The sequence below is a fragment of the Psychrobacter sp. 1Y10 genome, assembly GCF_052259005.1.
Lineage (GTDB): Bacteria > Pseudomonadota > Gammaproteobacteria > Pseudomonadales > Moraxellaceae > Psychrobacter > Psychrobacter saeujeotis.
Genome location: NZ_JBQQES010000002.1, coordinates 125,746 through 140,074 on the forward strand (window position 1 = coordinate 125,746; position 14,329 = coordinate 140,074).

The 14,329-nt window shown below is 43.9% G+C and carries 10 protein-coding genes; 1 reads left to right on the forward strand and 9 read right to left on the reverse strand.

All coding sequences use genetic code 11. The features are described from left to right. Positions 1-3 precede the first annotated feature (3 nt). From ACTXGH_RS03530 to ACTXGH_RS03560, 7 genes are all read right to left on the reverse strand, one after another. Entirely contained in the window at positions 4-1,758 is a 1,755-nt protein-coding gene (locus ACTXGH_RS03530; RefSeq protein ID WP_439295597.1) for an AMP-binding protein, read from the reverse strand. Positions 1,759-2,144: 386 nt separating this feature from the next. Further along, positions 2,145-3,902 (reverse strand): AMP-binding protein, encoded by a 1,758-nt coding sequence (locus ACTXGH_RS03535; protein WP_439295596.1) that lies wholly within the window; start codon positions 3,900-3,902, stop codon positions 2,145-2,147. Positions 3,903-4,208: 306 nt separating this feature from the next. Continuing rightward, positions 4,209-5,456 (reverse strand): FAD-dependent oxidoreductase, encoded by a 1,248-nt coding sequence (locus tag ACTXGH_RS03540; RefSeq protein WP_439295595.1) that lies wholly within the window; start codon positions 5,454-5,456, stop codon positions 4,209-4,211. A 218-nt stretch (positions 5,457-5,674) separates the two neighbouring features. After that, complete coding sequence (locus ACTXGH_RS03545; protein WP_439295659.1) at positions 5,675-6,394, reverse strand: amino acid ABC transporter ATP-binding protein; 720 nt, start codon at positions 6,392-6,394, stop codon at positions 5,675-5,677. A 127-nt stretch (positions 6,395-6,521) separates the two neighbouring features. Beyond that, a complete protein-coding gene (locus ACTXGH_RS03550; protein ID WP_439262795.1) occupies positions 6,522-7,193 on the reverse strand; it encodes an ABC transporter permease subunit in 672 nt (223 codons plus the stop codon). Beyond that, on the reverse strand, positions 7,190-7,936 hold the full coding sequence (locus tag ACTXGH_RS03555; RefSeq protein ID WP_439262796.1) for an amino acid ABC transporter permease: 747 nt from the start codon (positions 7,934-7,936) through the stop codon (positions 7,190-7,192). Before ACTXGH_RS03555 ends, ACTXGH_RS03550 begins: the two co-directional genes overlap by 4 nt. Before the next feature lie 97 nt (positions 7,937-8,033). Then, positions 8,034-8,969: a glutamate/aspartate ABC transporter substrate-binding protein gene (locus tag ACTXGH_RS03560; protein ID WP_439295658.1), complete on the reverse strand. Its 936-nt coding sequence runs from the start codon at positions 8,967-8,969 to the stop codon at positions 8,034-8,036. A gap of 358 nt (positions 8,970-9,327) precedes the next feature. On the opposite strand from ACTXGH_RS03560, the gene hslO reads away from it, so the two are divergent. After that, on the forward strand, positions 9,328-10,305 hold the full coding sequence (gene hslO / locus ACTXGH_RS03565) for an Hsp33 family molecular chaperone HslO (protein ID WP_439295594.1): 978 nt from the start codon (positions 9,328-9,330) through the stop codon (positions 10,303-10,305). Between the two features lie 104 nt (positions 10,306-10,409). On the opposite strand, the gene ACTXGH_RS03570 is transcribed toward hslO, so the two are convergent. Together ACTXGH_RS03570 and ACTXGH_RS03575 are read right to left on the reverse strand one after the other, a co-directional pair. After that, the gene (locus ACTXGH_RS03570; RefSeq protein ID WP_439295593.1) at positions 10,410-11,903 is read right to left on the reverse strand and encodes an alpha/beta fold hydrolase; all 1,494 of its coding nucleotides are present in this window, start codon (positions 11,901-11,903) and stop codon (positions 10,410-10,412) included. A gap of 125 nt (positions 11,904-12,028) precedes the next feature. Beyond that, positions 12,029-14,257 (reverse strand): PhoX family protein, encoded by a 2,229-nt coding sequence (locus ACTXGH_RS03575; RefSeq protein WP_439295657.1) that lies wholly within the window; start codon positions 14,255-14,257, stop codon positions 12,029-12,031. Between the last annotated feature and the right edge of the window lie 72 nt (positions 14,258-14,329).

The following is a 14,329-nucleotide window of genomic DNA, read 5'->3' on the forward strand; positions in this document are numbered from 1 at the left end:
TTATTACAAGCTCAGCTCGTCTTTCATCATCTCAACGATTTTATACTTTTGAATCTTGCCTGTAATGGTCATCGGGTATTCTTCGACGAAACGATAGTAGGTCGGTATTTTATAATGGGCAATGTTATTACGGCAAAATTCCTTCACCTCTTCTTCGGTTAAGCAATCAGGCTCTTTGGGAATAATCCATGCTGCTAATACTTCACCGTACTTAGCATCAGGTATGCCAACGATTTGCACATCGCGAATCTTAGGATGGCGATATAGATAGTTTTCAATCTCTACTGGGTAGATATTCTCACCACCACGAATGACCATGTCTTTGCTACGGCCTACCACTTTGACATAACCATCTTCATCCATAGTAGCCAAATCCCCTGTGTGCATCCAATTATCTTGAATGGACGCGCGAGTTTTGAAGCGGTCACCCCAATAGCCTTTCATCACCGAATAGCCGCGCGTGAGTAGCTCGCCTTTTTCTCCTAGCGGGACAGTCTCACCTGTTTCGGTATCGATGATCTTGACTTCGAGCGCTGGCTGCACCAGTCCGACAGTGGAAACCTGCTTTTCAAGCGGTGTGTGCTTGTTTGTCTGACAAGATACTGGACTGGTCTCGGTCATACCATAAGCAATAGTGACCTCGCTCATGTGCATCTCATCAATGACGCGGCGCATGACTTCAATCGGACAGCTCGAGCCTGCCATAATACCGGTACGCAAAGTGGATAAATCATATTGGTCAAAATCTGGATGATCGAGCATCGCGATAAACATCGTTGGCACCCCATGCAAACCAGTACACTTTTCTTCTTCGACTGCTTGCAGGACACTTAATGGATCAAAACCATCGTTAGGATATACAATACAACCGCCATGGGTCAAAATGGCTAAATTACCAAGTACCATACCGAAACAGTGATAAAGCGGCACAGGAATACACAATATATCATCGAAAGTGAGGTTCATCGCCTCACCGATAAAGTAGCCGTTATTTAAGATATTACGATGGGTTAAGGTCGCACCTTTTGGCGTGCCAGTCGTACCACTGGTAAATTGCACATTAATAGCGTCAGTATTTTTGAGCTGCGCTTGCCGTTCGGCAACGCGTGGGTCGTTAGCATCACCTTCGCTTATCCAGTCAGAGAACCTTTGCATATAACTAAAAGTCTCATCATTACCTGGCTCATCAATCCAAATAATACGCTCAATCGTCGGTATTTCGACCAAATCTAGCTGATTATAAGTTTTATGATAAATCTCTGGACACAGCTCACGTACCATTTGCGTATAATCGCTAGTCTTGAAATGGCGCATTAATACGAGTGCCGAGCAGCCCAATTTATTCAAGGCATACTGTAATTCAAAGGTGCGATAGGCAGGATTAATATTGACGAGGATAACGCCAACTTTAGCGGTCGCTAATTGCATCAAAAGCCACTCGCTATTGTTGTGCGACCAGATACCGATGCGATCACCAATCTCAAGTCCCATCTCTATAATGGCGCTGGCGAGTTGATTGACCTTTTGTTGTAGTTGCTGATAAGTCCAGCGGATACCTTGATGGCGAACGACCAATGCTTCACGCTCTGGATATTTAGAGACAATAGCATCGAAAAAATCACCGATAGTCGCTTCAATCAGTGGTACATCAGGACCTTTGTCGTAGCTTTGAGAAAGTGGCGCATTGGCTGAGCGCGCACCCATGTTGACGCTGGGAATGTTAGCTAGGATAGTATCGAAATCAATATTTTGTGTCATAACGAGTCCTTTCGTTTTATCTTTTTATTCTATATAAAAACAGCCCGTAAGCCGATTTTTCATCCTTGAATCTATATCATATATTATTATCTATAGTAACGCTTCAAATGAAAGACTGTCAATATTATCGATACAATATGTATCATTTAAAAGCAATTTTTAAGAAAGACACATCTTCCATTACTGATTTGTCAGTATTAAGTATAACCAGAAGTAAAAAATCAGCTTGCTACCACTAGGGCATAAAGCTGACTTTATCAGTGTTTAACACTTCTGTCTTTATATCTTTAGCATTCAGTTGTAAGTCTTTATAAAAATAGCACTTATAAATTAATGCTTATAAATTAATGACTTATGTTTGTTAGCAGCTATCTATCTACCATAGTCTACTCTAAACCTAGCTCCTCTATCATTTGTTCAACGATTTTATACTTCTGAATTTTGCCCGTCACGGTCATTGGATATGCATCTACGAAGCGAAAATAGGTCGGCACTTTATAATGAGCGATATGGTCACGACAAAATTGCCTTATCTCTTCTTCGGTCAAATTTCCCGGCTCTTTGGTAATGATCCACGCCGCCAACACTTCCCCATATTTTTTGTCAGGCACGCCAACGATTTGTACATCACGTATCTTAGGATGACGATAAAGGTAATTTTCGACTTCTACAGGATAGATATTTTCGCCGCCACGAATGATCATATCTTTACTACGCCCAACCACCGTAATGTAGCCGTCTTCGTCCATCGTTGCCAAATCACCCGTATGCATCCAGCCATCCTGAATGGCTTTTCGAGTTTTAAAACGGCTGCCCCAATAGCCTTTCATGACCGCATAGCCGTATGTGAGTAGCTCGCCTGTCTCTCCAATCGGGACAACATCACCCGTTTCGGTATCCACGATTTTGACCTCAAGCGCTGGCAGCACCATCCCTACTGTCGACACTCTCTTTTCAAGGGGCGTTTGTGAGCTGGTCTGACAAGAAGCTGGACTGGTCTCGGTCATGCCATAAGCAATGGTTACTTCACTCATGTGCATTTTATCCATGACGCGGCGCATGACCTCAATAGGGCAGCTAGAGCCGCCCATGATACCGGTGCGCAAACTGGACAAATCAAAACTATCAAAATCTGGATGATCCAGCTCCGCGATAAACATCGTCGGGACGCCAAGTAAGGCGGTACATTTTTCTGCCTCCACTGTTTGCAATACTGTCAGCGGATCAAAGCCATCATTGGGATAAACCGCGCAACCACCATGGGTTAAAATGGCTAAGTTGCCACCCACCATGCCAAAGCAATGATAGAGTGGCAATGGGATACATAGCCTATCCTCTTCGGTAAGTTTCATTCCTTCGCCCATAAAATAGCCGTTATTTAGGATATTACGATGCGTTAAGGTGGCGCCTTTGGGTGTGCCAGTTGTGCCACTGGTAAACTGCACGCTAATAGCGTCGGTGTTTTTGAGCTGGGCTTGGCGTTTTGCAACGCGAGGGTCATTGGCATCTCCCTCTGCCATCCAACTAGAGAACTTTTGCATAAAATTAAAGTCTTCATCGCTCTCTGGCTCATCAATCCAAATAATGCGCTCAATGGTTGGAATCTCCACCAAATCAAGCTGTTGATAGCTTTTATGATAAATTTCAGGGCATAGCTCGCGAATCATTTGCGTATAGTCACTGGTTTTAAAATGACGCATCAATACCAAGGCCGAGCAGCCCAATTTATTCAGCGCATATTGCAGCTCAAAGGTACGATAGGCAGGATTAATATTAACTAAGATGACACCGATTTTCGCTGTCGCTAATTGCATCAGCAACCATTCGCTATTGTTGTGCGACCAAATAGCGATACGATCACCTATTTCAAGCCCCATCTCAATCATGGCACTAGCCAGTTGATTAACCTTTTCTTGTAGCTCGCGATAGGTCCAACGGATATTCTGATGACGCGAAACCAGTGCTTCACGCTCAGGATATTTATGGACAATGGCATCGAAAAAATCACCGATGGTCGCTTCAATCAGCGGCACATCAAGTCCTTTATCATGGCTTTGAGACAGTGGCGCATTCGCTGAGCGCGCACCTACATTAACTTTGGGAACATTATTAAGAATACTGTCGAAATCGATAAGCTGAGTCATAACGAGTCCTTTCGTTTTGCTATTAGTTTGATTGTTGCCTTATAAGCATTCAAAGCGCTGCTAAGGTAAATACAATATTCCTCCTTGAATATTCTGTTAACTATATGATCTAGTTAAATCATGCCCTAACCAATATAGCGCCTCAAATAAAAGCCTGTCAACAATATTGATACAGTACGTATCGATTATGATTGTTGCGCAGTACCATCAAGTTAACGATTAACAAAAAGTATCCGCTAGATATTAAAAAAAGCCAGCGCTGCATTGGGATGGCAGCACTGGCTATGATTTAAGAAGTTTTAGCAATTAAGCTTTAGGCATGACAGGCGCTTTAATAGTCACTGTCGCACTGACTTCGTCGTTATCATCTAGCAAATCCATGATTAACTCGTCATCAGTTTCAGTCTTTACCTGCCAATTGCCTGTCGCTTGTGGCACACCAGTCGCCATGACAGAGATGGCTTTATTTTTTAAACGAATCATCGGTGGCTTATGCTCATAGCCCTCATGCTCATGACCTAATATATCGTCGGCAATGGTAGCCGCTTGTGCTCGTAGTGGCGCGACATAACGACAGGCAACGCCATTGATGGACATGCAGTCACCAATAGCATAAATATTAGAAGCATTGGTACGTAATGTTGTCGCATCGACCACGATACCGGTACGGCGATTGAACTCAACCCCAGCAGCGGCAGGCAATTTATCATCGACAGTGAGGCCTGTACTAGCTATCACATGGTCTACGATTAAGGGTTCAGGCTGCTGATCAGCCGTAGAGTCGGCACCTGCTATCGGCTTATAGTTTACTTGTAATTTATCATGGCCACTTGTACTGTCATTATCATTGGCGCTGTCGCTAACACGCGTCACGTCAGACACTTGATAACCACCCAAAAAGTTAATCCCTTGAGATTTGACTGCTTGAGCGATACGAGCTGTGGCTTTTGACGGTAGCATTTGTGAAAGCGGTGCATCATTTAAATCAATCAGCGTCACCTCATGCCCAGCTTTTAATAAATCTTCTGCAATCTCCGTCCCAACCATACCCGCTCCGACGATAGCGACATGTTGACTACCCGTTGCCAGCTTTTCTTGCAGTTGACCAAAGCGTTCAATATGATTAACGTGCCAAACCAAATCTTCTGGCAAGCTTTGCGGAAAGATAGGATGAGCGCCCATTGCTAGTACTAATTTATCATAGCCAATAGTGGCGTAATCCACATTGGCCGGATCTGAGCGCGTAGCAGAGATAAGATGTAATTGCTGACTGGCTGCATCGATGTCACTGACTTGGGTATTGGCAAGTAAATTGACGTTTGCATTCTTAGCTGCATCACTACCTGTAGCCCGTACTAAGTCCGACGCGCGTTTGTTTTGACTAATCGCCATGGTTAGCATGGGCTTGTGGTAACGATCTGCACTATCTGTCGTGACCAACGTGATTGCAATGTCTTTATCTTTCGCACGAATGGCGTCAATGACATGCCAACCCGCCAGTCCTGCCCCAACAATGACGATACCTTTTGATGTAGATGAATGTTCTGCACTCATATAAGCTCCCATTAAGTTGACTATTATGTTTGTTAAGTTTTACAAAATTTGCTGGATATGATTGCTCTTATTGTATCAGTAAACAGCCATGCACTCATCTATTCTCCCGCATCGCTTACGATGTAGTCACTCATTTCAATATTGAGGATATAAACTTACTTACACAAAAAAGCGCCTATTTATAGACGCTTGATATCATTATAAAATGAAATAAACTTTTAATGGTTCAAAATCTTTGACAAAAACATCTGCGCGCGTTCACTTTTCGCGCCTTCAAAGAATTCATCCTTACTACAATTCTCAACGATATAGCCCTCATCCATAAAAATAATACGATTGGCCACCTGGCTGGCAAAGCCCATCTCATGAGTCACACACATCATTGTCATACCGTCGCGTGTCAGCTCGACCATCACATCAAGTACTTCTTGAATCATCTCAGGGTCAAGAGCGGAGGTTGGTTCATCGAACAGCATCGCTACGGGATCCATTGCAAGCGCACGGGCAATGGCGACCCGCTGCTGTTGACCTCCAGACAACTCGGCCGGATACTTCGCCGCTTGCGCTGTCAGTCCCACCCGATCCAAATATGCCATCGCTTTCTTTTTGGCCTCAGACTCTTTACGGCCCAATACTTTAATTTGTGCGACGGTCAGATTGTCGATAATGGTTAAATGTGGAAACAGCTCAAAGTGCTGAAACACCATACCAACGCTACTACGCAGCTTAGGTAGGTCAGTCTTTGGCGCACCGACTGAAATACCATTGACCATAATCTCACCTTGTTGAAAAGGCTCAAGACCATTGACAGTCTTAATCAAGGTCGATTTACCACTGCCCGATGGGCCACAAACCACTACCACATCACCCCTATGTACGTGGGCAGTACAGTCGCTCAAAACCTGGAAGTCGCCATACCATTTGCTGACGTCAGTCATTTGAATGACTATCTCATCACTGGCATGACCATTGTTTGTCACCAGTCCGCCAAAGTCATTTGTATACGTATCAGCATTACTCATCACTGGCTCCTAACCACATTATTTTAAAGTTATTAAAAAACACTCAAAACCTCAGACGTTTTTGTACATGTTGCACACCGATAGAAGCGCTTAAGCTGATGACAAAATATACTGCGCCTGCGCCTAATATATAAGGTGTCAATAAACCCATCAGCTCACCACGGACGTAGGCTGCACGGAAAAAGTCTGTCAAACCAATAGCAAATACCAACGTCGTATCTTGGAATAAAATAATACATTGTTGTAAGATAAGTGGCAGCATTTTGCGAAAGGCTTGTGGTAATACGACCAAACGCATGGTCTGCCCATAAGTCATACCCAAGGCTTTTGCAGCATTGACTTGCCCACTACCAATAGACTGAATACCTGCCCGTACCACTTCTGAAAAGTAGGCGGCTTCGAACATCATAAAAGCAACGACACATGAAGCAAAGGCGGCATCAAGTTGCAAGTATTTACCAGCTACCCAAAAATAAATCATCGGTACGGCAAAATAAAACCATAGTAATACTAGTAACAGCGGTACAGAACGAAAGTAATTGACGTAGAGTTTGGCGGGTACTTCTAGCGCCTTAATACCAGATAAGCGCATTAAAGCGAGTACGGTTCCTAAACTGATACCACCGAGAATGGCTAAAAACAATACTTTTAAGGTGGTTAGCATGCCACCCATTAGACCTGGATAGGCCGTTGCAAGTTCGGTCATCATACTCATTTCTGACTCCCTGCAATAAGCCCTGGTACACGCAGTTTGCGCTCAATCAAACCCATGATGGCGATTAAGGATAGATTAAATACCAAATAGATAACAGTCGCGTAAGTATAAATCTCAAGGTTATTTTGAGTATATTCGCTAATGGTTTTGGTCTGGCTAATGAGCTCCATTACGCCGACCAAAGAGGCCACTGATGCGTTTTTAAAGCAGTTGGTCAGCTCAGAGCTAAGTGGCGGCAAGATGATACGAAAGGCTTGGGGTAATAAGACTTGTTTATAAGCTTGCGGAACACTAAACCCAAGAGCGTAAGCGGCATTGATTTGACCTTGTGGTAGTGACTCAATACCCGTACGCACTTGCTCAACGATACGCGCAGCGGTAAATAAGCCAAGCCCGATACTTGCTGAGAGCATGGCTGAGGTATTCGGAGACAAGTCTTTATACCACCATTCTTGTAAGGCCGGTGTTAGCCAACCAGGGGCGACATAAAACCAAAAGAATAATTGAACCAATAAGGGGATATTACGAAAAAAAGTGACGTAGGCGGTGCCGACACTGCGCGCAGTCTTACTTGGCAAGGTGCGCATGATACCAAAGATGGTACCAATGATCATGGCTATCGCCCATGCAATACTACCAATCAATAACAACCAGCCAAGACCGGTGATCATCCAATGTAAGTACAGCTCATTACCGATACCGGTTTGCTCAAAGAGCACACCCCAGTTCCAGCTATAATTCATTTTGTCTCTCCGAGCAGCGGAAGATAGACTCAAGCGTTAGGTCAATCTAGATGATTTTCCTAAGCGCATGAGTCGGCTATAGTGAGGGACAAATGTCTTATTGTGCAGCGTCTTGTGGCTGAGCACTATCGTGCGGGTTAGCAATTAAAGCCTTTAAGTTGTCTGACATCTCAAAGTTGAGATTGACGTTTTTCGGTGGAATAGGGGTTAAGAACCATTTATCATAGATGCTGTTAATCTCACCTGAGCTAAAGGTATTGGCAAGCGCTTCATCGACCACCGCTTTAAACTCAGGGTCGTCTTTGCGCATCATACAGCCGTAGATTTCAAACGACTGTGGTTCACCTACGATGACCCATTCATCAGGATTTTTGGCTTTGGCTTTTTCGCCAGCGAGCAGTACATCATCCATCATAAAGGCATCGGCACGGCCGTTCTCTAACATCAAGAAACCTTCACCATGATCTTTTGCAGAGATGACGTTGGTGTCCATATTATTTTCATCATTATATTTGCGAATGTAGCGCTCTGAAGTCGTACCGGCCGTAGTAACTAAGGTTTTGCCTTTTAAGTCTTCAAAATCTTGAATGCCAGAGTCAGTTTTGGTTAACAAGCGCGTCCCAATCTCAAAAAAGCCATTAGAGAACGCAACTTGTTTTTGGCGCTCCTCATTATTGGTCGTTGAGCCACACTCAAAGTCTACCGTACCGTTTTGTACCAGTGGGATACGAGTTTGTGAAGTGATAAGATTATAACGGACGTTTAAATCTGGCATGTTTAGCTTTTGCTTGACCGCTTCGACAACTTTCATCTCTAAATCGTGTGCATAGCCCATTGGCTGGTTGGGATCATCAGCGATATAAGAAAATGGGATTGAGGAGTCACGATAACCGACGACGATAGTGCCAGAATCTTTTATTTTTTGTAGGGTACCACTAGCACTCGCGGCAGTTTCCGTCTTTGCAGCGTCGTCTGCTGGAGCTTCGCTGGTCGTTTGATTACTGTTATTACAGCCAGCTAAGCCAAACGCCATAGCAGCAACTAGTGTTAGAGGTTTTGAGAGCGAGTAAGCCATAAGATACATCCTTTTATCAAATTAGTACAAATAGTGATAACTCTGAACATTGTTTATCCTACTGTCCAGCATCCTTGCTGTTACTTTCAGTTATCATAGAGCAACTTAATGTTACTGTACAATACTTTTAACACTCTTAATAGACTTTTCTACGTATATTCATAATATCTCATGTATTGCAACAAGATTTGTATCAGCACATAAAGTCTCTATTGGAACACTATGACTTAAACTTAATTATCATGCTTGTGGCGTTGTTGATAATTTACCAATAATCCCCATAAAGTTAGCAACTTCTTAATCATACTAACGCCTTATGACTCAAACCAATCACAATACTCAAATAACGACAGCTGCCACGGCTTCTACCAATAATGACGTACGTCAGCGCTTTTTTATTCAAGACTCACCTGTACGTGGTGATGTCGTTCGTCTATCACGTAGTTATGCCAGTACTATCGCTCAAAAGCCCTACCCTGAAGCGATTAAGCGCTTGCTAGGTGAGATGCTAACGGCGGCCAGTTTGCTTATTGGTACTGTCAAAATAGACGGCCGCTTATCTATTCAATTACAATCATCAGACAGCGACAGTTTGCTGAATTGGGCAATGGCTGAATGTGATCAAAACGGTATTATTCGTGCGCTTGCCAGCTGGAAAGCTGATACAGATGAGCAAGTACAAGCATGGGAAAACATGACCCGTGCTAATGAAGCCTTCGCTGAGCTTGGGGCTATGGGTCAAGGTGTGTTATTTATTAATATTCAGCCCGATGGCGGTGAGGCGTATCAAGGTATCGTTGAGCGTAGCCATGACAATTTGGCTGATTGCTTGGCCCATTATCAAAAGCAGTCTGCACAAATTCCAACGCTGATTAATTTGGCATCTGACGGTTTGCAAGCGGGTGGTATATTGGTACAAATGCTGCCTCGTACTGCTGAGGAAACCTATGAGGTAGAACAAAACGAAGACGCGGGTATCGATGATGATCTATGGACGCGTTTAAGCGTTTTGACTCGTACGGTCAAAGCCGAAGAGTTGACCACACTTGATACCAACGAAATCTTGTATCGTTTGTACAATGAAGAAAACGTCGTCGCCCCTGACCCTGTCGAGCTAGCCTTTGGCTGTACTTGTTCACGTAAAAAGTCAGAGATGGCGATTGAGCAAATCGGTGAAGCAGAAGCTTTGGATATCATCGAAGAGCAAGGCGGTACTTTTGAGATGGATTGTGGATTCTGCGGTGAAGTTTATAAATTTAACAAAGACGATGTTACAGCGATATTTGCTGAGTAGTTATTATTAACTTACTTTGTTTTATTTGAACTCATAATTAAAACCCTCAAGTGTAATGCTTGGGGGTTTTATTTTACTGGATGAATGTAGATAAAAAAATAAAACTACACCCTCACCTCGATATTTTCAGGATAAGAATGGATGCAAGTGCCAAGTACATCTCCGTCCTGATTAGCGCTACTCTGACCGTTATCCAGCAGCCATGCGACCACTTGTTTGTGCACTCTATCGTTATAAAGTAAATTGTAATGACTCACGCCATAGAAAATAGCCTTGTGTCCTTCAGGTACTGACAAAGCATGTTCACCATCATATTCCCCTAGCGCAGATTCTATCGTCACCAGACCATCACCTAATAAGCTTGTGGCCTTGGAGTCGTAATGAGCTTCAACTAGTGTGGCGGCGATAAAATACGTATTGACATGTAGCGGCAACCGCGCAGGATGATGGAACTCTTGCGGCAGTACACTGCGACCTTCTAAAGACATCCAGTCATCGTCACGAATACTACCATGACGCAAATCGATGATGCCTGTACTACGTAAATCGCCCAGCTTCGCAAGTGATCCTGCAAAAGGCAGTTTGGCTATCATATCCTGTACAAAATAGCCGATACGCTCTAGGCTTGCCCCATGATGCGGTGAACCAAGAGTAATCAAATTACCCACTCGCTTTACCCAATCAAAGCCTTGCTGTTTACCGTAAAACAAGGCACTACGAGCGACCAATCCGCCCATGCTATGTCCAACTAAGTCTATCTGACTGATGTTTGGATTATGTGCTACCAGCTCTTGTAGTACTTTGGAGAAGTTACGACCATTGAGCGAGATACGTCGTCCGGTATTGTAATCAAGATATAGAACGGTAGATTCTGGCAGACTGCGCTTAATATGTGCACCAAGGCTGTTTGGTTCAGCTGGTTGCCAGCTTAAGTGACTCATGCAAAGACCATGGCACAAGATAATAACGCGTCCTGATATCTCTTTGTTTTGCAGCTGTCCACTTCTTGGACGTGAGGCGCTATCGTATAAAATCATGGGAATCGCGAGGGGATTGTCATGATTGACCAGATGATCGCCCATCACGCCATTTAGGACGTTGATAAGCTGTTTAAAAGATTCTGGTAGCGGACGGGCGTCTTTTTGACTAATTACGTTTTTATACAATCGCAGTGCCAATGCTAGATTATTGCCAACTAAGGATGCTACCCGGCGTACCGCTCCATAGATTCGACCGGTGAGACCACGTTGCCATTTACTGACATTGCTTTCATTAAAACGCCCCAAAAGACGTAAAACAATCTCACGGTGAATAGCTTCTACAATATCAGTTACCTCCACCACTCCCATTGTAGCAAGCTGTGCTAATCCCTCAAAAAAGTCGCTTAAAGATATAGGATTATATGCAATGGTGGTTCTATCATCGTTTGCCTGTAACTCTATTGCATCATCGATATAGATATATTCAAGCTTAGCCAGCTCTTCATATAAGTCACCTTGAAACCTTGAGCTAGCATCAGAGCCAGAGCTTATATTAGGCTCAAGCTTATTTTTGGCAAATAAATTGTGAATCGAATCGATAGAATCTAGATTGTTCATAGTTTTGACGTATCTGGTGATAAGAGTACCTATTCATAGTATCTGCTATATCAGATAAACAAAACCTCTATCCTGTCACATAAGATTGCTGTGCTCATCTTCAATAAATACGAACAACTCACCCTCTATGTCGTTCTCACATCCGTTGCAAACGACTCTGCCAGTATCACATCTCCGTCCTCGCGAGTAATCATGACCGTAGCTGAGCGCGGTGTACTACCGCCTGCGACTGCACCCCACGTATTACCAGGATGCTGAATGTTAATAAATAACGTTTTGAAATCTGGTGTTAGGGTAATACCCGTCACCTCGCAGCCTTCAGGACCGACAAAAAAACGTTTGATATTATCATTATTTGCTCTCATACCGACACGAGTTTGTTGTCCTGCCGAGGTAGTTTTGAGCGTGCCATCGCTGACATTACCCGGTAATGCTGCGAGCAACATACAGTTAGTAGTGTCGGTATAAGCGCCGTCATCAGTCTGAATCCACAATACCCCACGTGGGTCAAAGTACAGACCATCTGGGGAAGAAAGGTCGTTATTGTCATTTAATTGCGATAAGTTCTCTGCTGACAAAGTACTCGGCGCAGCAAATAGATAAATATCCCACTCAAAGCTCGTTGCCGCATGATCACCTCCTGCTTCTGCCCAGCGAATAATATGACCATTGTCATTGCCGCGCGCTTTACCACGAGCCTCATAACTACGCGGGTTGGTTGCAGACACTGGTTGGTCATCACGTTCACCGCGATATTTATTATTGGTCAAAGTCACATAAACTTCACCAGTAATGGGACTGACCGATACCCATTCAGGACGGTCCATCTTGGTTGCCCCTAACGTGTCAGCAGCAGCACGAGCAAACACTAATACGTCATCTTGTCCATTGAAGGGCAGCACGCTATTAGAGGCATCCAGTCCGTTTTGACCATGAACCAGCGGCTGCCACTCACCACTACCATCGTCATGAAAGATTGCAACGTATAGCGTGCCCTCATTCATATACTTGTCACCGGCTTTTAGGCCCATCCCTATATCTTTATTGGACCACAAAGCTTTGGAGACAAACTTATAAATATATTCACCGCGAGCATCATCACCCATATAAAAAACCACTGGTTTGCCTTGCTCAACAGGTGCATAGGCACAGTTTTCGTGAGCAAAACGACCCAACGCTGTGCGTTTTTGTGGCATAGAATGTTGGTCAAAAGGGTCGATTTCAGTGATATAACCAAAAGTGTTAAAACCATTTCGGTAATCGTCAGTCGCGGTTGCACCGACAGCAGTCATGTCCCAGCGGGAAAATTCATCAGAGATTTTGGCGTCTTTGGCTTCTGGGGTATGCCATAAATACCCTGAGCTGGCAAAATTTTCTATGGCACCATAACGCTCACGACCATAATTCTGCGCGGCAGTTAATTGACTGGAATCTTGACCACGGGCAAAGACTCCTAAGAAATTCTCTTCTGTGGTCAAATATGTACCCCAAGGCGAGAGTCCTGCACCGCAATTATTATTAATCCCACGAGTCTGAAAGCCTGTTGGATCAAATTTGGTCTTGACCAAATCAGAGCCAGCAACTGGCCCTGCTAACTGCGATTGAGTACTGCTAGTAATACGGCGATTATATTTTGAATTGAGTACCATCTCATAACCTATGCCATCGGCACGGCGAGTCATCTCAACTACAGCCACGCCATGACAATTGGCTTCACGGCGCACATCGCTTGCGAGGCGGCGATTTTTGAATATAGGCGCAGCATTATTATCTTGGATTACATGGTAACCAAACGGGCTTAGCTCGCTACTATTTACGTATTCATGGTTCATGACTAGCAGACCATTCTCTGATTCTTTAGCATCGTATCCATGACCCTTTTTGCCAAAGAACCACATGCCATCATGGTTATCACCCATACGCCAATCAAACGACTCAGCGGACTGCTCACGATTGTCTTTCCAATCATTAATACCAGAAATTAATGGTGTGCCCAGTGGTAATATCATCTCAGCTTTATAACCTTCTGCTACACTCATTGTTTCGGCAGTGGAGTGTGCGACTGCTTCAAACTTTAAAGTCTCAGGACGCTTTAAATCACCTTGCGCAGGAATAGCAGCATTATTGTCGTTATTGACAATGGGGCTTCCAGTACTACTTTCATCATTGTCAGCACATCCGACTAAAGGAAGTGCGCCAAAAAAAGCAGCTGCTGTCAATCCTGTACCACCTTTTAGGATACTACGGCGGTTTAGACGACGATCGATAATGCTTTGAAAGTCAGTATTATGAGTAGGATTGGAGTCTTCAACAACTTCGTGGGCAAGATTTTGCTTATCATTCAGTAGTGTCATTTTATTCAATAATGTCATTGTCAGTCACCTTGCTGTTAGGCTGGATTAGCATAAACGGGGTCAGTAGCAGCT